The organism is Pseudomonas sp. TE50-2 (genome assembly GCF_040813665.1).
GTDB lineage: Bacteria > Pseudomonadota > Gammaproteobacteria > Pseudomonadales > Pseudomonadaceae > Aquipseudomonas > Aquipseudomonas soli.
Genome location: NZ_JBFNXN010000001.1, coordinates 1,159,266 through 1,176,693, shown reverse-complemented (window position 1 = coordinate 1,176,693; position 17,428 = coordinate 1,159,266). Strand labels below are relative to the sequence as shown.

The following is a 17,428-nucleotide window of genomic DNA, read 5'->3' as shown; positions in this document are numbered from 1 at the left end:
TGTTCAAGGGTCAACCGCAACGGTTGGTCATCGTTCGCCTTTGATTTGACGCTGCCCACCTTGCTCGGTATAAACCGCGTCTTATTGATCTGTCAGGCCATTCCCATGAGCTTCAGCCCCCTGATCCGCCAACTGATCGACGCCTTGCGCATCTTGCCCGGCGTCGGCCAGAAAACCGCCCAGCGCATGGCCCTGCAGCTGCTGGAGCGTGACCGCAGTGGCGGCACGCGCCTGGCCCAGGCCCTGAGCCAGGCCATGGAGGGTGTCGGTCACTGCCGCCAATGCCGCACGCTGACCGAGCAGGAACTCTGCCCGCAGTGCGCCGACCCGCGCCGTGACGACACGCAACTGTGCGTGGTCGAGGGGCCGGTGGATGTGTACGCAGTGGAGCAGACCGGCTATCGAGGTCGCTACTTCGTGCTCAAGGGGCATCTCTCGCCGCTGGACGGGCTGGGGCCGGATGCCATCGGCATTCCACAGCTGATGGCGCGGATCGAGGAGCAGGGCACCTTCAGTGAGGTGATCCTGGCCACCAACCCCACGGTGGAAGGGGAGGCGACGGCGCACTACATCGCCCAGCTGCTGGCCGAGAAGGGCCTGACTGCCACGCGCATCGCCCATGGCGTGCCGTTGGGTGGCGAGCTGGAATTGGTGGATGGCGGGACGCTGGCCCATGCATTTGCCGGGCGCAGGCCGATCACGTTGTAAACCTGTAAACGCATCGCGGGGCCAGTCGCATCGGCGCACCGCGATCGTTTTGAAGGCGAACTCAGTATTCGCTCAGGGAAAACTCGGTCAGGCAGAAGGTCGGCACGCCGGCCGCCTGCAGGCGACGCGAGCCTTCCAGCTCTGGCAGGTCGATGATCGCCGCCGCCTCGAAGACCTGGGCGCCAGTGCGGCGCACCAGGTTCGCCGCGGCCAGAAGGGTGCCGCCGGTGGCAATCAGGTCATCGAAGATCAATACCGAGTCGCCATCGCAGAGACTGTCGGCATGCACTTCCAGGAAAGCCTCGCCGTATTCGGTCTGATAGCCTTCAGACAGCACGTCGGCTGGCAGCTTGCCCTGCTTGCGGAACAGGATCAGCGGCTTGTTCAACTGGTGGGCAATGATCGAGCCGATCAGGAAGCCTCGCGCGTCCATGGCGCCGATATGGCTGAACTCGGCCTCGACATAGCGCTCGATGAACTGGTCGGCGACATAACGCAGCCCGCGCGGCGACTGGAACAGCGGGGTGATGTCGCGGAAGATCACGCCCGGCTTGGGGAAGTCCACTACCGGGCGGATCAGGGCTTTGAGGTCGAAGGTGTCGCTGTGCATGGGGCGGGTATCCTGGAAAAACTCGGCGTCAGTATACCCTGTTAGCGCGGCGATCAGACCTCGAGTGCACCGCCGGCCAGCGCGCACAACTGGATCGGGTCGAGAATGTGCACTTCCTTGCCCTCGGCCTTGAGCAGGCCGTTCTGCTGGAAGCGGGTGAACACGCGCGACACGGTTTCCACTGCCAGGCCCAGGTAGTTGCCGATCTCGTTGCGCGACATGCTCAGGCGGAACTGGTTGGCCGAGTAACCACGGGCGCGGAAGCGCGCCGACAGGTTGACCAGGAAGGTGGCGATGCGCTCGTCGGCGGTCTTCTTCGACAACAGCAGCATCATCTGCTGGTCGTCGCGGATCTCGCGGCTCATCACCCGCATCAGCTGGCGGCGCAGCTGCGGCAGCTGTACCGAGAGTTCATCGAGGCGCTCGAAGGGGATCTCGCACACCGAGGTGGTTTCCTGGGCCTGGGCCGATACCGGGTAGGCCTCGGTGTCCATGCCGGACAGGCCGACCAGCTCGCTGGGCAGGTGGAAGCCGGTGATCTGCTCCTCGCCGCTGTCGCTGAGGCTGAAGGTCTTGAGGGCGCCGGAACGTACTGCGTAGACCGAGCCGAAATTGTCACCCTGGCGGAACAGGAACTCGCCTTTCTTCAGCGGGCGGCCGCGTTTGACGATTTCATCCAGTGCGTCCATGTCTTCCAGGTTCAGGGACAGGGGCAGGCACAGGGGGGCCAGGCTGCAATCCTTGCAGTGGGCCTGGTTGTGTGGGCGCAGTTTTACTGGCTCGGACATTTCTTTCGATCCTTGTGGGAAAGCACACATAAGCCGTAAGGATAACCCGCGGCATGGGCTGTAGGCCAGTGTGCGCATTTTTGGTGCACGCTAGCAGCGGTGTGGAAGGTGTGTCCCGACACCGTTCAACTGTCCATAGTGTGCCTCGAAAGGCGTGCTGTCCATGCGGTGAAACGCCTCAATCGCCTCAGATCACTCGCGAGAAACGCTGGCGATTCTGCTGCGCGAGGTAAGCGTCGAACACCATGCATACCGAGCGCGCCAGCAGGCGGCCGGCCGGCAGGATGCGGATGCCCTTGGCGTCCAGGCTGATCAGGCCGTCGCGTTGCATGGCCTGCAGTTGCGGCCACTGCTCCTTGAAGTAGCCGCGAAAATCGATGGTGAAGGCCTGTTCGATCGCTTCGAAATCCAGTTCGAAGTGGCAGATCAATTGCTGGATCACCGCCCGGCGCAGGCGATCGTCCTGGTTGCACATCAGGCCGCGCTGGGTCGCCAGCTGCGCGGTGGAGAGGGTGTCCTGGTAAGTGTTGAGGTCGCTGCTGTTCTGGCAGTAGAGGTCGCCGATCTGGCTGATCGCCGACACGCCCAGGCCGATCAGGTCGCAGTGGCCGTGGGTGGTGTAGCCCTGGAAGTTGCGTTGCAGGGTGCCTTCTTCCTGGGCGATGGCCAGCTCGTCGTCGGGCAGGGCGAAGTGGTCCATGCCGATGTAGCGGTAGCCGGCAGCGGTCAGTTGGTCGATGGTGGCGTGCAGCATCTCCAGCTTCGCCGCTGGGGCCGGCAGGTCACTGCTGTCGATGCGCCGCTGGGGCATGAAGCGTTCGGGCAGGTGCGCGTAGTTGAACACCGACAGACGGTCGGGCTGCAGGCGGATCACTTCTTCGACGGTGCGGGCGAAACCTTCCGGTGTCTGCTTGGGCAGGCCGTAGATCAGGTCCAGGTTGATCGAACGGAACTGCAGGGTGCGCGCCGCTTCGATCAGGGTGCGGGTCTGCTCCAGGCTCTGCAGGCGGTTGACCGCGCGCTGCACGGCGGGGTCCAGATCCTGCACGCCGAGGCTGACACGGTTGAAGCCCAGCTCGCGCAGCAGGCCCATGGTCGACCAGTCGGCCTCGCGCGGGTCGATCTCGATGCCGTAGTCGCCAGAGTCGTCGTCCAGCAGGTGGAAGTGCTGGCGCAGGGTTGCCATCAGCTGGCGCAGTTCCACATGGCTGAGGAAGGTCGGCGTGCCGCCACCGAAATGCAGCTGCTCGACGACTTGCTTGGGGTCGAGGTGGCAGGCGATCAGCTGGATTTCCTGTTCCAGGCGTTGCAGGTAGGGCGCGGCGCGACCGCGGTCCTTGGTGATGACCTTGTTGCAGGCGCAGTAGTAGCAGATGTTGGCGCAGAACGGCACATGCACGTACAGCGACAGTGGGCGGGCGGCGCGGCGGCTCTCGCGCAGGGCGTGGAGCAGGTCGAACGAGCCCACTTCGCCGTGCAGTTGCACAGCGGTCGGATAGGAGGTGTAGCGTGGTCCGGCCAGATCGTAGCGACGAATCAGGTCGGCGTCCCAGTGTAGGTCGTCGAGCATGTGGGTAGTCCCCGGATAGAGCTGCAGTGTCCGGAGTCTAGGGGCGGATGTAAGAAGTCGTGTTGATTTGTATCAGGAGATCTGGCGGTCGCAGCAGCCTCTCAATGCCCCATGAGCCAGTGCTGGTGAGGCCCGGGCAGGGTCCACAGGCCAAAGAGGATCACCAGCACGCCACCGGCCATGCGTACCCCGCGGTTGCGCAACAGGGCACCGACGCGCTCCGCGGCGAGCCCCGTGGCCAGCAGCACCGGCCAGGTACCCAGGCCGAACGCCAGCATCAGCGCCGCGCTGTGCAGTGCATCGCCCTGGCTCGCCGCCCACAGCAGGGTGCTGTACACCAGGCCACACGGCAACCAGCCCCACAAGGCGCCCAGCAGCAAGGCCCGGGGCAGGCTGGATACCGGCAGCAGGCGCGTGGCCAGCGGCTGCACATGGCGCCAAAGCCCGCGCCCAAGTGCCTCGATACGGGTCAGGCCGCTCCACCAGCCCGCCAGGTACAGGCCCATGGCGATCAGCAGCAACGCGGCCGCGACCCGCAAACCGGTCGCCAGCGGGCTGCTGGCCAGGGCCACGCCAGCCAGGCCCAGCAGCAAGCCGGCGGCGGCATAGCTGAGGATACGCCCGAGGTTGTAGGCCAGCAGCAGGCGCAGGCGCCGGCTGCGCTGCTCGGGAGGGATGGCCAGGGTCAGCGCGCCCATCAGGCCGCCGCACATGCCCAGGCAATGGCCGCCACCGAGCAGGCCCAGGACCAGCGCCGAGCCCAGCAGGGGGATCAGTTCAGGCACGCGGGGTCGTGTCCTGGTCTTTGGGCTTTTCGCCCTCAGGCTTCACGGCCGCCTGATGGCAAGGGTCCTGGTCATCGAACAGGATGCTGTGGGCCGGGCCTTCCAGATCGTCGTACTGGCCGCTGTCCACCGCCCAGAAGAAAATGTACACGGCGACACCGACCAGCAGCAGGGCGGCGGGGATCATCACGTAGAGGGCGGGCATAGCGGTTTCCTTTCGAGCGACGCGGGCTCGCGCCCGGGCGGCGTCACGCTGCTGGGCAGCCGGGTCAGGCGCAGGGCGTTGAGCACCACGATCAGCGAGCTGACCGACATGCCGATCGCCGCCCACACCGGGGTGATCCAGCCGAGCGCGGCGAACGGCAGCATGAGGCCATTGTACAGCGTCGCCCAAAGCAGGTTCTCGATAATGTTGCGGCGGGTCCGGCGGGCCAGGTCGAAGGCCTGCACCAGCGCCTGCAGGCGGTTGGACAGCAGCACTGCGTCGGCGCTGGTTTTGGCCAGGTCCGTGGCGCTGCCCATGGCGATGCTGATGTCGGCGGCGGCCAGTACCGGTACATCGTTGACGCCGTCGCCAAGCATCAGCACCTTGCGCCCTTCGGCTTGCAGCGCTTTCAGGCGGGCGAGCTTGTCGTCCGGACGCAGGCCGCCGACGGCCTGGTCGATGCCCAGTTGCGCGGCCACCTGCGCCACCATCGGCGAACTGTCGCCGGACAGCAGCAGCGTGTTCCAGCCGCGTGCCTTGCAGGCCGTCACCAGGTCCTGGGCGTCGTCGCGCAGGCGGTCATCCAGGCCGAACCAGGCCAGTGGCCCTTGCCGGTCCCCGAGCAGCAGCCATTGTCCGTGTGGCTCCGGCACGGTGGGTACCTCGGCGCCGCTGAGTGCGCAGACGAAGGTGGCCTGGCCGATACGCAGGCGCTGGCTTGCCAGCATGCCTTCCAGGCCCAGCCCCGGCACGGCGGTGACGGTTTCGGCCGCCTGCGCGGCGCGACCGAAGGCACGGGCAATGGGGTGTTCGGAGCGGTTCTCCAGTGCCGCCGCCAGTGCCAGGCACTGGTCAGCGTCTAGTCGGCCCAGCGGGCGGATACTGCGCAGGGCCAGGCGGCCTTCGGTGAGGGTGCCGGTCTTGTCGAAGATCACCGTGTCGATCTGGTTGAGGCCTTCGAGCACATGCCCGCGGGTCACCAGCAGGCCGAGCTTGTGCAGGCTGCCGGTGGCGGCGGTGAGGGCGGTGGGGGTGGCCAGCGACAGGGCGCAGGGGCAGGTGGCGACCAGCATGGCCAGGACGATCCAGAACGCCCGGGGCGCATCGAGCTGCCACCAGACGACACCGATCACCGCGGCGGCGACCAGGGTGAACAGCAGGAACCATTGCGAGGCGCGGTCGGCGATCTCCGCCAGGCGCGGTTTCTCCGACTGGGCGCGCTCCAGCAGACGGACGATGGCCGACAGGCGCGAATCCTGGCCCAGGGCCTGGACCTCGACCGTCAGCGTGCTTTCGACGTTGAGGGTGCCACCGGTCACCCGGTCGCCGACGCGGCGCGCCAGGGGCAGGTATTCACCGGTCAGCAGTGATTCGTCGACGCTGGAGCGACCGTCGACGATGAGCCCGTCGGCCGGGATCACCGCCCCCGGCAGCACCTGCACACGGTCGCCGCACTGCAGTTCGCCGAGCAGGATGCGCTCGCCCTGGCCGTTGGCGTCCAGGCGCAGGCACGACGCTGGCAGCAGGTTGACCAGCTGCGCGGTGGCCGCCGCGGTGCGTTCGCGGGCGCGGCGCTCCAGGTAGCGGCCGGTGAGCAGGAACAGGGCGAACATGCCCACGGTGTCGAAATACAGCTCGCCGTGGCCGGTGATGGCGGTCCAGATCCCGGCGCAGTAGGCCAGGGCGATGGCCAGCGACACCGACAGGTCCATGGTCAGGTGGCGGGTGCGCAGGTCGCGGGCCGCGCCCTTGAAGAACGGTGCGCAGCTGTAGAACACGATGGGCGTGGTGAGGAACAACGCGACCCAGCGCAGGATGGTGTGCAGCTCGGGCGACAGGTCGATGTTGAATTCCGGCCAGGTGGCCATGGTCGCCATCATCGCCTGGAACCACAGCAGCCCGGCCACGCCCAGGCGGCGCAGCGCGCTGCGATTCTCCCGGGCCAGCTGTTCGGCGGCCTGGTCGGGCTGGTAGGGGTGGGCGGCATAGCCGATGCGGCGCAGCCCGGCCAGCAACTGCGACAGTGGCAGTTGCTGGTCGTCCCAGTTGACCAGCAGGCGATGGTTGGACAGGTTCAGCCGGGCATCGGCGACGCCGGGCAGGGTGCGCAGGTGCTTTTCGATCAGCCAGCCACAGGCGGCGCAACTGATGCCCTCGACCAGCAGGGTGGCCTCGGCCAGTTGGCCCTCATGGCGCACGAACGTTTGCTGCACGTCGCTGCGGTCGTACAGGGCCAGCTCGTCCTGGAGTTGACGGGGCAGGGCCTCGGGGTTGGCGCTGGTGTCGCTGCGGTGCTGGTAGTAGTGCTCCAGGCCCCCGGCGACGATGGACTCTGCCACTGCCTGGCAGCCGGGGCAGCAGAATGCCCGGGGCTCGCCAAGCACCACGGCGGTGAAGCGGCTGCCGGCGGGGACGGGCAGGGCGCAGTGGTAGCAGGGGGTGGGTTGGCTCATCGACATCTCTTCTTGCTGCAGCGGGTTCGTGGCAGCGGGCTTGCCCCGCGATGGGCCTGGAATGCTGGTTGTCAGGCCCGCCCCCACGAGGTGTGGTGTGTCGCTATTACTGGTGCTCGGCCCCTTGAATGGCTTCATCGCCCAGCTGCAAGGTCACCCCATGCTCGACCTTCTCCTCCTCGAACAACCGCCACACATGGTCGTCCTGGCTGCCGAGCAGCTCGACGAAGCGCCGGCCGTCGACCTTGTCGTCCAGCTGGCCGACATAGCGGCCTGGCTCGGTGCGTGCCAGCTGCACCTTGCGGTCCTTGGCCGGCTGGGTCGGCGAGATCAGGTTCAGCTCCAGCGCCTGCGGGTCGCTGTTGCCGGTCAGGCGCACTTCGACCTCGCCGGTCAGCTCGTCCAGGTGCACGCTGGCCTTGAGGTTGAGGGTCTGGGCCAGCAGCTCGCGGTCCAGCGAGCGGTTGATGCCCTTGCCGGCCTCGTAGTAGTTGTCGTTGACCAGGTTGTCCGGGTTGCGCACGGCGATGCTGACCATGGTCAGGCTCAGGCACACCGAGGTGGCCAGGATGCCGATGATGATCCAGGGCCAGAGGTGCTTGTACCAGGGGCTGGCGGCGGTGGCGGCAGGCATTGTCTAGGTTCTCTCTCAGCGGATCTGTGGGCCGATGAAGCGGCTCTTGGCTTCAACCTGGCTGGCGCTGTCGTCGGCGTCCTTGAGGATGAAGGTGATTTCGTTGGTGGTCGAGGGCAGCTGTTCCGGTGCGACCGACAACTGCACCGGCAGGTTGACGATATCGCCGGCGGCTACGCGGATTTCGCGCTGGCCTTCGAGCTTGAGGTCGGGCAGGCCGGCGGCGTCGAGCACGTAGACGTGGTCGCGCTGGTCCTTGTTCATCACCTTGAGGCTGTAGACGTTCTCGATTCGTCCTTGCGCGTTCTCGCGATACAGCACGCGGTCCTTGGCCACGTCGAAGCCCACCAGCGAACGGGTGGCGAAGGCGGTGACCAGGGCGCCGATCATCACCAGCAGCACCAGGGCATAGCCGATCAGGCGCGGGCGCAGCATGTGGGTCTTCTGCCCGGACAGGTTGTGTTCGGTGGTGTAGCTGATAAGGCCCTTGGGGTAGTTCATCTTGTCCATGATGCTGTCGCAGGCGTCGATGCAGGCGGCGCAGCCGATGCACTCGATCTGCAGACCGTCACGGATGTCGATGCCGGTGGGGCAGACCTGCACGCACATGGTGCAGTCGATGCAGTCGCCCAAACCCTTGGCCTTGTAGTCGATGTCCTTCTTGCGCGGACCGCGGGTTTCACCGCGGCGCGGGTCGTAGGAAACGATCAGGGTGTCCTTGTCGAACATCACGCTCTGGAAGCGCGCGTACGGGCACATGTAGATGCACACCTGCTCGCGCAGCCAGCCGGCGTTGCCGTAGGTGGCCAGGGTGAAGAAACCGACCCAGAAGTAGGCCCAGCCATCGGCCTGGCCGGTAAAGAACTCGATGGCCAGTTCGCGGATCGGCGCGAAGTAGCCGACGAAGGTCATGCCGGTGACGAAGCCGATCAGCAGCCAGAGGCTGTGCTTGGCCAGCTTGCGCAGGAACTTGTTGGCGCTCATGGGCGCCTTGTCGAGCTTCATGCGCTGGTTGCGGTCGCCCTCGGTGACTTTTTCGCACCACATGAACACCCAGGTCCACACGCTCTGCGGGCAGGTGTAGCCGCACCAGACCCGACCGGCGTACACGGTGATGAAGAACAGGCCGAAGGCGGCGACGATGAGGATGCCCGAGAGCAGGATGAAGTCCTGGGGCCAGATGGTGGCGCCGAAGATGTAGAACTTGCGCTCGGGCAGGTTCCACCACACGGCCTGGTGACCGCCCCAGTTCAGCCAGACGGTGCCGAAATACAGCAGGAACAACATCGCGCCACCGACCATCCGCAGCCTGCGGAAAATGCCGGTGAAGGCGCGGGTGTAGATTTTTTCGCGCGAGGCGTAGAGGTCGACGGAATCCTTCCCTTTGCTGGCAGGCGGGGTGACGTCATGTACCGGAATTTGCTTGCTCATCATCAAGTCCCACGGCAGTGGAGAAATGCCGCGGCCAGTGCGTGCCGGCCGCAGTCTCGCGCGTTCTGCTAGCGCTCTGCGGCCCATGATACGCCTGTGATGGCGCATGCGGGGAGCACTGCGACACTTAGTCGCGTTGGGTTCGTGGTGTGAATCGTGTTATGGCGGGTGTCAATTGATTCAGGTCAGCTTGTGCTGAGTTTGCGGGCCTCATCGCGGATGAATCCGCTCCTACAGGGGGCGCGTAGGAGCGGATTCATCCGCCAGGGGTCGGGCCTGTCCTACTCGGTTGCGGCCGGTTCCGCCTGATGCGACAGGCTGTACACGTACGCCGCCAGCAGGTGCACCTTGTCATTGCCTTGCATCTGCGCCTGGGCCGGCATCTGGCCCTGGCGACCATAGCGGATGGTCTGTTGCAACTGGGCGAAGCTCGAACCGTAGATGAACGCTTGCGGGTGGGTCAGGTTGGGCGCGCCCATCGCCGGGGTGCCCTTGCCTTCGGGACCGTGGCAGGCCACGCAGTTGGTGGCGAAGATTTCCTTGCCCTTGGCCGGGTCGGCCTTGGCGTCCTCGGGCAGCTTGCGGCCGTCGAGGTTGGTCAGCACGAAGGCCGCCACATCGGCCACGCCCTGTTCGCCGATCACCGTGGCCCAGCCTGGCATCACGCCATGGCGACCGTTCATGATGGTGGTCTTGATGGTCTCCGGCTCACCGCCCCAGCGCCAGTCGTTGTCGGTCAGGTTGGGGAAACCGTAGGCGCCGCGGGCATCGGAGCCGTGGCACACCGAGCAGTTGGAGGCGAACAGGCGCGCGCCCATCTTCAGTGCCTGCGGATCCTTGGCCACTTCCTCCACCGGCATGGCGGCGAACCTGGCGAAGATCGGCCCGAAGCGGGCGTCGGCCTTGGCCATCTCCTTTTCCCATTCGTGCACGCCGGTCCAGCCGGCCTGGCCGTTGGAAAACTCGGTCTTCTTTTCGTTGTCGACGTATGCGTAGCCCGGCAGGATGCCTTTCCAGTTGCCCAGGCCCGGGTAGAGCACCAGGTAGCCGAGGGCGAAGACGACGGTGCCGACGAACAGCCAGAACCACCATTTCGGCAGGGGGTTGTCGTACTCCTCGATGCCGTCGAAGGCGTGGCCGACGACTTCGTCGGTGATCTCCTCGCGCTGGCCCCGGCGGGTCGACAGCAGCAGCCAGGTCAAGGCGAAGATGGTGCCCAGGGTCAGGACGGTGACGTACAGACTCCAGAAGGTTGTCATTGTTTTTTGCTCCTAGAAGCTTGTGCTTGCTCGACGTGACGGGTGGCTTCGGGGTCGTCCGCGAACGGCAATTGCGTTGCCTCGTCGAATTCCCGCTTGCGCCGTGGGCTGAACACCCACAGCGCCAGGCCCACGAAGGCCACCAGCACCACGACGGTGCCCAGGCCGCGAATCATCCCGATATCCATCACGGTCACCGTTTGCTCTTGATGAGGGTGCCAAGGCCTTGCAGGTACGCGACCAGGGCGTCCATCTCGGTCTTGCCCTTGACCGCGTCGGCGGCGCCGGCGATGTCTTCATCGGTGTAGGGGGTGCCCAGGGTGCGCAGCACTTCCATCTTCTTGGCGGTGTCCTTGCCGTCGAGCTTGTGCTCGACCAGCCACGGGTACGACGGCATCTTCGACTCAGGCACCACGTTGCGCGGGTTGTACAGGTGCGCGCGGTGCCAGTCGTCCGAGTAGCGTCCGCCGACCCGGGCCAGGTCCGGGCCGGTGCGCTTGGAGCCCCACAGGAACGGGTGGTCCCAGACGCTTTCGCCGGCCACCGAGTAGTGGCCGTAGCGCTCGGTCTCGGCGCGGAACGGGCGGATCATCTGCGAGTGGCAACCGACGCAGCCTTCGCGGATGTAGATGTCGCGGCCTTCGAGCTCCAGCGCGGTGCGTGGCTTCATGCCTTCGACCGGCTTGTTGGTGACGTCCTGGAAGAACAGCGGGACGATCTGGGTCAGGCCGCCGACGCTGACGGCGATGACCATGAAGAAGGCCATCAGGCCAATGTTCTTCTCGACTGCTTCATGCTTCATCAGTGGGCTCCCACGACGACGATCTTGGTGGCTTCCTCAGCCTCCACCGGGTTGGCGGCGCGCACGGTGCGGTACACGTTGTAGGCCATCAGCAGCATGCCGGAGGCGAAGAACGCACCGCCCAGGGCGCGAACGATGAAGCCCGGGTGGCTGGCCTGCAGGGCTTCGACGAAGGAGTAGGTGAGGGTGCCGTCGTCGTTGATGGCGCGCCACATCAGGCCCTGGGTGATGCCGTTGACCCACATCGAGGCGATGTACAGCACGGTGCCGATGGTCGCCAGCCAGAAGTGCGCATTGATCAGCCCGACACTGTGCATCTGCTGGCGGCCGTAGAGTTTCGGGATCATGTGGTAGACCGCGCCGATCGAGATCATCGCCACCCAGCCGAGGGCGCCGGCATGGACGTGGCCGATGGTCCAGTCGGTGTAGTGCGACAGCGAGTTGACCGTCTTGATGGCCATCATCGGGCCTTCGAAGGTGGACATGCCGTAGAACGCCAGCGACACCACCAGGAAGCGCAGGATCGGGTCGGTGCGCAGCTTATGCCAGGCGCCGGACAGGGTCATCATGCCGTTGATCATGCCACCCCAGCTCGGCGCCAGGAGGATGATCGACATCACCATGCCCAGCGACTGCGCCCAGTCCGGCAGCGCGGTGTAGTGCAGGTGGTGGGGGCCGGCCCAGATGTACAGGGTGATCAGTGCCCAGAAGTGCACGATCGACAGGCGATAGGAGTAGATCGGGCGTTCGGCCTGCTTGGGCACGAAGTAGTACATCATCCCCAGGAAGCCGGTGGTGAGGAAGAAGCCCACGGCGTTGTGGCCGTACCACCACTGGATCATCGCGTCGGTGGCCCCGGCGTAGGCCGAGTAGGACTTGAACAGGCTCACCGGCAGCGAGATGTGGTTGACGATGTGCAGCATCGTGGTGACCACGATGAAGGCGCCGTAGAACCAGTTGCCGACGTAGATGTGCTTGGTCTTGCGCTTGACGATGGTGCCGAAGAACACCAGGGCGTAGGTGACCCAGACGATGGCCAGCAGGATCGCCAGCGGCCATTCGAGCTCGGCGTATTCCTTGGTGGTGGTGAAGCCCATCGGCAGGGTGATCAGCGCGCCGACGATCACCGCCTGCCAGCCCCAGAAGGTGAAGGCGGCCATGCTGTCGGAGATCAGGCGGGTCTGGCAGGTGCGCTGCACCACGTAGTAGCTGGTGCCGAACAGGGCACAGCCACCGAAGGCGAAGATCACCAGGTTGGTGTGCAGCGGGCGCAGGCGGCCGAAGCTCGTCCATGGCAGGTCCAGGTTGAGCTGGGGCCATACCAGTTGCGAGGCGATGAAGACGCCGAGCCCCATGCCAAGGATCCCCCAGACCACCGTCATGATGGCGAACTGGCGGACGACCTTATAGTTATAAGCAGTCGGACTGATTGCAGTGCTCATTCTAAGGTTCCACGGTTTGGGTGTTCTTGTTGGTTGGTAAATCGGCGCCAGTATTGATAACCACCAGGGTTATGGCAACGCAAGTCATGTACGCCGACCCGTGTCCGGACCCTTTTCGCCACCGTCCCGTGGCGTTGGGGGCTGAACGATTGTACACAAATAAATATTTGTAATGTGTACCGTTTTCCATGTTTTTCTGATCGATCGGTCAAGCTTTTGTTTCTGGGACGGGCACGCAAGGCACATCCCAAAGCCGCAGGCTCGAGCGTCCAGGATCGGTGCGTGATGTCAGGCTGTGCACCACGTCTGTTCCGGTCGCTGCGAGCGGAGCCACTGTGGCAACAAGCTTAGTTGTGTTCGGAGGGGGTGCAAGGCGGGGAGGGTGGAGCGGGCCTGTGGGAGCGGTCTGGCTCCCACAGGGGTTTTGCGCTTGTTACTTGGCGGTTACGGTTTCCGGCACTTCATCCTGCGACAGGCTGTAGACATAGGCCGCCAGCAGGTGGACCTTGTCATTGCCCTGGATATCCTGCTGCGCCGGCATCTGGCCCTGGCGGCCGTAACGGATGGTCTGCTGCAGCTGGGCGAAGCTCGAGCCGTAGATGAACGCCTGCGGGTGGGTCAGGTCGGGTGCGCCCATGGCTGGAGTGCCCTTGCCGGTGGGGCCGTGGCAGGCCACGCAGTTGCTGGCGAAGATCTCCTGGCCCTTGGCCGGGTCGGCCTTGACGCCTTCCGGCAGGCTGCGGCCATCGAGGTTGGTCAGCACGAACGCGGCGACATCCGCCACGCCCTGCTCGCCGATCACCGTGGCCCAGCCCGGCATGACGCCGTGGCGGCCGTTCATGATCGAGGCCTTGATGGTCTCCGGCTCGCCGCCCCAGCGCCAGTCCTTGTCGGTCAGGTTGGGGAAGCCGTACGAGCCCTTGGCATCGGAGCCGTGGCACACCGAGCAGTTGGAGGCGAACAGCCGGCTACCCATTTTCAGCGCCTGCGGATCCTTGGCCACTTCCTCCACCGGCATGGCGGCGTATTTGGCGAAGATCGGGCCGAACTTGGCGTCAGCCTTGTCCATTTCTTTCTGCCACTCGTCCACCTGGGTCCAGCCGTTCTCGTAGCCGGGCAGGATGCCTTTCCAGTTGCCAAGGCCCGGGTAGAGGATCAGGTAACCGACCGAGAACACCAGGGTGCCCACGAACAGCCAGAACCACCATTTCGGCAGCGGGTTGTCGTACTCCTCGATGCCATCGAAGCTGTGGCCCATGGTCTGGTCGGTGGTGTCGCTGCTCTGGCCCTTGCGGGTGCCGAGCAGCAGCCAGGTCAGGCCGATCAGGCTGCCGATGGTCAGTACGCTGATGTACGTACTCCAGAAGGTGGTCATTGCCGGGTACTCCTCATTGCAGCAGGTTCCTGCCCGGCAGGGGGCAGGCGGTCGTCGACGAAGGGCAGCAGGCGCGCTTCGGCGAAATCACGGTCGCGGCGGCGGTTGAACACCCAGAGCGACAAGCCGATGAAGGCGATCATCACCAACAGGGTGCCCAGGCCGCGGATCATGCCGATGTCCATTTCCATCGCACTCACCTCTTGTTCTTGATCGCGGTGCCGAGCACCTGCAGGTAGGCGACCAGCGCGTCCATCTCGGTCTTGCCCTTGACGGCGTCCTTGGCCCCGGCGATGTCATCGTCGGTGTACGGCACGCCCAGGTTGCGCAGCACGCGCATCTTGACGTCGGTGTGGCTGTTGTCGACCTGCGAGGACACCAGCCACGGGTAGGACGGCATCTTCGACTCAGGCACCACGTTGCGCGGGTTGTACAGATGCGCGCGGTGCCAGTCGTCCGAGTAGCGCCCGCCGACCCGGGCCAGGTCCGGGCCGGTACGCTTGGAGCCCCACAGGAACGGGTGGTCCCAGACGCTTTCGCCGGCCACCGAGTAGTGGCCGTAGCGCTCGGTTTCGGCGCGGAACGGCCGCACCATCTGCGAGTGGCAGCCGACGCAGCCTTCGCGGATGTAGATGTCGCGGCCTTCGAGCTGCAGGGCGGTGTAGGGCTTCATGCCTTCGACCGGCTTGTTGGTGACGTCCTGGAAGAACAGCGGGACGATCTGGGTCAGGCCGCCGATGCTGACGGCGAACACCATCAGCAGGGCCATCAGGCCTATGTTTTTCTCAACGACTTCGTGTTTCATCAGGCTCTACTCCTCAAGCCAGCTGGGCATTGGCGGTGGCTTGCTCGACAGCCGGGGCACGCACGGTGCGCCAGGTGTTCCAGGCCATCAGGAACATGCCGCTGAGGAAGATCACGCCGCCGACGAAGCGCACGACGAAGCCTGGGTGGCTGGCCACCAGGGTTTCGACGAACGAGTAGGTCAGCGTGCCGTCGCTGTTGACCGCGCGCCACATCAGGCCCTGGGCGATGCCGTTGACCCACATCGAGGCGATGTAGAGCACGGTGCCGATGGTTGCCAGCCAGAAGTGCGCGTTGATCAGCCCGAGGCTGTACATGCGTTCCTTGCCGAACACTTTCGGAATGGTGTGGTACAGCGCGCCGATGGAGATCATCGCCACCCAGCCGAGCGCGCCGGCGTGGACGTGGCCGATGGTCCAGTCGGTGTAGTGGGACAGGGCGTTGACCGTCTTGATGGCCATCATCGGGCCTTCGAAGGTGGACATGCCGTAGAACGCCAGCGAGACGACCAGGAAGCGCAGGATCGGGTCGCTGCGCAGCTTATGCCAGGCACCCGAGAGGGTCATCATGCCGTTGATCATGCCGCCCCAGCTCGGGGCCAGGAGGATCAGTGACATGATCATGCCCAGCGACTGCGCCCAGTCCGGCAGGGCGGTGTAGTGCAGGTGGTGCGGGCCTGCCCAGATGTACAGGGTGATCAGCGCCCAGAAGTGCACGATCGACAGGCGATACGAATACACCGGACGTTCGGCCTGCTTGGGCACGTAGTAGTACATCATTCCCAGGAAGCCGGCGGTCAGGAAGAAGCCCACGGCGTTGTGGCCGTACCACCACTGCACCATGGCATCGGTGGCGCCGGCGTACAGCGAGTAGGACTTGGTCAGGCTGACCGGCACTTCCAGGTTGTTGACGATATGCAGGATCGCCACAGTCAGGATGAAGGCGCCGAAGAACCAGTTGCCGACATAGATGTGCTTGGTGTTGCGCTTCATCAGCGTACCGAAGAACACCACGGCATAGGCGACCCAGACGATGGTGATCAGGATGTCGATCGGCCACTCCAGTTCAGCGTATTCCTTGGTGCTGGTGTAGCCCAGCGGCAGGCTGATGGCCGCCAGCAGGATCACCAGTTGCCAGCCCCAGAAGGTGAACGCGGCCAGGCGCGGCGCGAACAGGGTGGTCTGGCAGGTGCGTTGCACCGAATAATACGAGGTGGCGAACAGGGCACAGCCGCCGAAGGCGAAGATCACCGCGTTGGTGTGCAAGGGTCGCAGGCGGCCGAAGCTGGTCCACGGCAGGTCAAGGTTGAAGGTGGGCCAGGCGAGCTGGGCGGCAATGAAGACGCCGAGCCCCATCCCGACGATGCCCCACACCACCGTCATGATGGCGAATTGGCGGACCACCTGGTAGTTGTAGGCGGTACTGCTGGTTGTGTTCATGTATGGGTTCCCATCCACGGTTATAGGCAGGCTAGACAGCGAGGCAAGCATGATTAATGGGCAAAGTGCCGGTATTGACGGGGATCAATGGGCGAAGATCGGAAATGTCCCAGGCTTGCGCTGCGATCCTCCGCAAATTCCGGCGGATCGCGGCGTTTGCGGCTGCCTGATCCTGGCCCACGGCGCCGGTGCGCCGATGGACAGCGGGTTCATGGAGGACATGGCGCAAAGGCTGGCGGGGCAAGGGGTAGGGGTGGTGCGCTTCGAGTTTCCCTACATGGCCGAACGGCGGTTGAATGGCGGCAAGCGGCCGCCCAATCCGCAGAAGGTGTTGCTGGAGTCCTGGCGGACTGTATACGAACAGGTGCGGCGTTTAGTCGCAGGGCCGTTGGCCATAGGTGGCAAGTCCATGGGAGGGCGCATGGCCAGCCTGTTGGCTGATGAACTGGGCGCCGATGCGCTGGTGTGCCTGGGGTATCCGTTCTATGCCGTTGGCAAGCCGGAGAAACCTCGCGTGGAGCATCTTGCAGGCCTGCGCACACGCACGCTGATCGTGCAGGGCGAGCGGGATGCCCTGGGCAATCGCGAGGCGGTCGAGGGGTATGCGCTATCGCCGGCGATCGAGGTGAGCTGGCTGGTGGCGGCGGACCATGATCTGAAGCCGCTGAAGGCGTCGGGGTTCAGCCACGAGCAGCATATGCAGGCGGCGGCGGAGCGGGTGGCCAGGTTTCTCTCATGAAGAGAAACCCCTGTAGGAGCGGCTAAAGCCGCTCCTACCCGGAAATGGCGTAGGGGCCGGTTTGCTTAGTCGCGGTACTCGCACAGGTAGGCAGTGTCCACGGCCACCTTCAGTTGGAACTTGCTGTCGGCGGCCACGTTGAACTTGTCGCCAGCGTTGAAGGTTTCCCAGTTGTCGCTACCTGGCAGCTTCACGCTCAGGGCGCCGGAAACCACATGCATGATCTCGCGCTTGGCGGTGCCGAACTCGTACTCGCCCGGGGCCATCACGCCCACGGTGGCCGGACCTTCCTTGCCTTCGAAGGCGATCGACTTGACGGTGCCATCGAAGTACTCATTGACCTTGAACATCGGGCGACTCCTGAAAAAGCAATGAAAAAAGGCT

General features: G+C 64.9%; 19 protein-coding genes. 2 read left to right on the top strand and 17 right to left on the bottom strand.

Going from position 1 to position 17,428, the window contains the following annotated elements:
• Window positions 1-105: 105 nt before the first annotated feature.
• Complete coding sequence (gene recR / locus AAHK21_RS05260) at window positions 106-708, top strand: recombination mediator RecR (protein ID WP_023632784.1); 603 nt, start codon at window positions 106-108, stop codon at window positions 706-708.
• Window positions 709-769: 61 nt separating this feature from the next.
• Here the strand turns inward: recR and AAHK21_RS05255 are convergent, their stop codons facing one another.
• The 16 genes from AAHK21_RS05255 to ccoN (AAHK21_RS05180) form a co-directional block, all read right to left on the bottom strand.
• Window positions 770-1,318: an adenine phosphoribosyltransferase gene (locus AAHK21_RS05255; RefSeq protein ID WP_038705708.1), complete on the bottom strand. Its 549-nt coding sequence runs from the start codon at window positions 1,316-1,318 to the stop codon at window positions 770-772.
• A 53-nt stretch (window positions 1,319-1,371) separates the two neighbouring features.
• Window positions 1,372-2,106: a Crp/Fnr family transcriptional regulator FnrA gene (gene fnrA, locus AAHK21_RS05250; protein ID WP_023630845.1), complete on the bottom strand. Its 735-nt coding sequence runs from the start codon at window positions 2,104-2,106 to the stop codon at window positions 1,372-1,374.
• A gap of 187 nt (window positions 2,107-2,293) precedes the next feature.
• Entirely contained in the window at window positions 2,294-3,676 is a 1,383-nt protein-coding gene (gene hemN, locus AAHK21_RS05245; RefSeq protein ID WP_367856639.1) for an oxygen-independent coproporphyrinogen III oxidase, read from the bottom strand.
• A 101-nt stretch (window positions 3,677-3,777) separates the two neighbouring features.
• On the bottom strand, window positions 3,778-4,461 hold the full coding sequence (locus AAHK21_RS05240) for a sulfite exporter TauE/SafE family protein (protein ID WP_046856471.1): 684 nt from the start codon (window positions 4,459-4,461) through the stop codon (window positions 3,778-3,780).
• On the bottom strand, window positions 4,454-4,666 hold the full coding sequence (ccoS, locus tag AAHK21_RS05235) for a cbb3-type cytochrome oxidase assembly protein CcoS (protein WP_046856470.1): 213 nt from the start codon (window positions 4,664-4,666) through the stop codon (window positions 4,454-4,456). The genes AAHK21_RS05240 and ccoS overlap by 8 nt, the downstream gene beginning before the upstream one ends.
• Window positions 4,648-7,119 (bottom strand): heavy metal translocating P-type ATPase, encoded by a 2,472-nt coding sequence (locus AAHK21_RS05230; protein ID WP_367856638.1) that lies wholly within the window; start codon window positions 7,117-7,119, stop codon window positions 4,648-4,650. The genes ccoS and AAHK21_RS05230 overlap by 19 nt, the downstream gene beginning before the upstream one ends.
• A gap of 106 nt (window positions 7,120-7,225) precedes the next feature.
• On the bottom strand, window positions 7,226-7,753 hold the full coding sequence (locus AAHK21_RS05225; RefSeq protein ID WP_102684959.1) for a FixH family protein: 528 nt from the start codon (window positions 7,751-7,753) through the stop codon (window positions 7,226-7,228).
• 15 nt (window positions 7,754-7,768) lie between these two features.
• Complete coding sequence (gene ccoG / locus AAHK21_RS05220; RefSeq protein ID WP_367856637.1) at window positions 7,769-9,184, bottom strand: cytochrome c oxidase accessory protein CcoG; 1,416 nt, start codon at window positions 9,182-9,184, stop codon at window positions 7,769-7,771.
• Window positions 9,185-9,465: 281 nt separating this feature from the next.
• Entirely contained in the window at window positions 9,466-10,443 is a 978-nt protein-coding gene (ccoP, locus tag AAHK21_RS05215) for a cytochrome-c oxidase, cbb3-type subunit III (RefSeq protein ID WP_367856636.1), read from the bottom strand.
• Entirely contained in the window at window positions 10,440-10,631 is a 192-nt protein-coding gene (locus AAHK21_RS05210) for a CcoQ/FixQ family Cbb3-type cytochrome c oxidase assembly chaperone (RefSeq protein ID WP_031315534.1), read from the bottom strand. The genes ccoP (AAHK21_RS05215) and AAHK21_RS05210 overlap by 4 nt, the downstream gene beginning before the upstream one ends.
• 5 nt (window positions 10,632-10,636) lie before the next feature.
• Entirely contained in the window at window positions 10,637-11,245 is a 609-nt protein-coding gene (gene ccoO, locus AAHK21_RS05205; RefSeq protein WP_023631369.1) for a cytochrome-c oxidase, cbb3-type subunit II, read from the bottom strand.
• Window positions 11,245-12,687 carry a cytochrome-c oxidase, cbb3-type subunit I gene (gene ccoN, locus AAHK21_RS05200; protein ID WP_367856635.1) on the bottom strand — a complete coding sequence of 481 codons (1,443 nt, stop codon included), beginning with the start codon at window positions 12,685-12,687 and terminating at the stop codon, window positions 11,245-11,247. Before ccoN (AAHK21_RS05200) ends, ccoO (AAHK21_RS05205) begins: the two co-directional genes overlap by 1 nt.
• Window positions 12,688-13,120: 433 nt before the next feature.
• Window positions 13,121-14,062: a cytochrome-c oxidase, cbb3-type subunit III gene (gene ccoP, locus AAHK21_RS05195; RefSeq protein ID WP_038705713.1), complete on the bottom strand. Its 942-nt coding sequence runs from the start codon at window positions 14,060-14,062 to the stop codon at window positions 13,121-13,123.
• Window positions 14,059-14,253 (bottom strand): cbb3-type cytochrome c oxidase subunit 3, encoded by a 195-nt coding sequence (locus tag AAHK21_RS05190; RefSeq protein WP_046856463.1) that lies wholly within the window; start codon window positions 14,251-14,253, stop codon window positions 14,059-14,061. The genes ccoP (AAHK21_RS05195) and AAHK21_RS05190 overlap by 4 nt, the downstream gene beginning before the upstream one ends.
• Before the next feature lie 5 nt (window positions 14,254-14,258).
• Window positions 14,259-14,867, bottom strand: coding sequence for a cytochrome-c oxidase, cbb3-type subunit II (ccoO, locus tag AAHK21_RS05185; protein ID WP_046856462.1), 609 nt, complete (start codon window positions 14,865-14,867; stop codon window positions 14,259-14,261).
• A 13-nt stretch (window positions 14,868-14,880) separates the two neighbouring features.
• Window positions 14,881-16,305, bottom strand: coding sequence for a cytochrome-c oxidase, cbb3-type subunit I (gene ccoN / locus AAHK21_RS05180; RefSeq protein ID WP_367856634.1), 1,425 nt, complete (start codon window positions 16,303-16,305; stop codon window positions 14,881-14,883).
• 49 nt (window positions 16,306-16,354) lie between these two features.
• On the opposite strand from ccoN (AAHK21_RS05180), the gene AAHK21_RS05175 reads away from it, so the two are divergent.
• On the top strand, window positions 16,355-17,044 hold the full coding sequence (locus tag AAHK21_RS05175; protein ID WP_367856633.1) for an alpha/beta family hydrolase: 690 nt from the start codon (window positions 16,355-16,357) through the stop codon (window positions 17,042-17,044).
• Window positions 17,045-17,109: 65 nt separating this feature from the next.
• Here AAHK21_RS05175 and AAHK21_RS05170 read toward each other — a convergent pair whose 3' ends face one another.
• Window positions 17,110-17,394, bottom strand: a complete 285-nt coding sequence (locus AAHK21_RS05170; RefSeq protein WP_038705716.1) for a pyrimidine/purine nucleoside phosphorylase — start codon at window positions 17,392-17,394, stop codon at window positions 17,110-17,112.
• Window positions 17,395-17,428 lie beyond the last annotated feature (34 nt).

Excerpts from the sequence above, each read along its gene's own strand:
- recR (WP_023632784.1), top strand. The coding sequence starts at position 106 with ATGAGCTTCAGCCCCCTGATCCGCCAACTGATCGACGCCTTGCGCATC.
- AAHK21_RS05255 (WP_038705708.1), bottom strand. The coding sequence starts at position 1,318 with ATGCACAGCGACACCTTCGACCTCAAAGCCCTGATCCGCCCGGTAGTG.
- fnrA (WP_023630845.1), bottom strand. The coding sequence starts at position 2,106 with ATGTCCGAGCCAGTAAAACTGCGCCCACACAACCAGGCCCACTGCAAG.
- hemN (WP_367856639.1), bottom strand. The coding sequence starts at position 3,676 with ATGCTCGACGACCTACACTGGGACGCCGACCTGATTCGTCGCTACGAT.
- ccoS (WP_046856470.1), bottom strand. The coding sequence starts at position 4,666 with ATGCCCGCCCTCTACGTGATGATCCCCGCCGCCCTGCTGCTGGTCGGT.
- AAHK21_RS05230 (WP_367856638.1), bottom strand. The coding sequence starts at position 7,119 with ATGAGCCAACCCACCCCCTGCTACCACTGCGCCCTGCCCGTCCCCGCC.
- AAHK21_RS05225 (WP_102684959.1), bottom strand. The coding sequence starts at position 7,753 with ATGCCTGCCGCCACCGCCGCCAGCCCCTGGTACAAGCACCTCTGGCCC.
- ccoG (WP_367856637.1), bottom strand. The coding sequence starts at position 9,184 with ATGAGCAAGCAAATTCCGGTACATGACGTCACCCCGCCTGCCAGCAAA.
- ccoP (WP_367856636.1), bottom strand. The coding sequence starts at position 10,443 with ATGACAACCTTCTGGAGTCTGTACGTCACCGTCCTGACCCTGGGCACC.
- AAHK21_RS05210 (WP_031315534.1), bottom strand. The coding sequence starts at position 10,631 with ATGGATATCGGGATGATTCGCGGCCTGGGCACCGTCGTGGTGCTGGTG.
- ccoO (WP_023631369.1), bottom strand. The coding sequence starts at position 11,245 with ATGAAGCATGAAGCAGTCGAGAAGAACATTGGCCTGATGGCCTTCTTC.
- ccoN (WP_367856635.1), bottom strand. The coding sequence starts at position 12,687 with ATGAGCACTGCAATCAGTCCGACTGCTTATAACTATAAGGTCGTCCGC.
- ccoP (WP_038705713.1), bottom strand. The coding sequence starts at position 14,062 with ATGACCACCTTCTGGAGTACGTACATCAGCGTACTGACCATCGGCAGC.
- AAHK21_RS05190 (WP_046856463.1), bottom strand. The coding sequence starts at position 14,253 with ATGGAAATGGACATCGGCATGATCCGCGGCCTGGGCACCCTGTTGGTG.
- ccoO (WP_046856462.1), bottom strand. The coding sequence starts at position 14,867 with ATGAAACACGAAGTCGTTGAGAAAAACATAGGCCTGATGGCCCTGCTG.
- ccoN (WP_367856634.1), bottom strand. The coding sequence starts at position 16,305 with ATGAACACAACCAGCAGTACCGCCTACAACTACCAGGTGGTCCGCCAA.
- AAHK21_RS05175 (WP_367856633.1), top strand. The coding sequence starts at position 16,355 with ATGATTAATGGGCAAAGTGCCGGTATTGACGGGGATCAATGGGCGAAG.
- AAHK21_RS05170 (WP_038705716.1), bottom strand. The coding sequence starts at position 17,394 with ATGTTCAAGGTCAATGAGTACTTCGATGGCACCGTCAAGTCGATCGCC.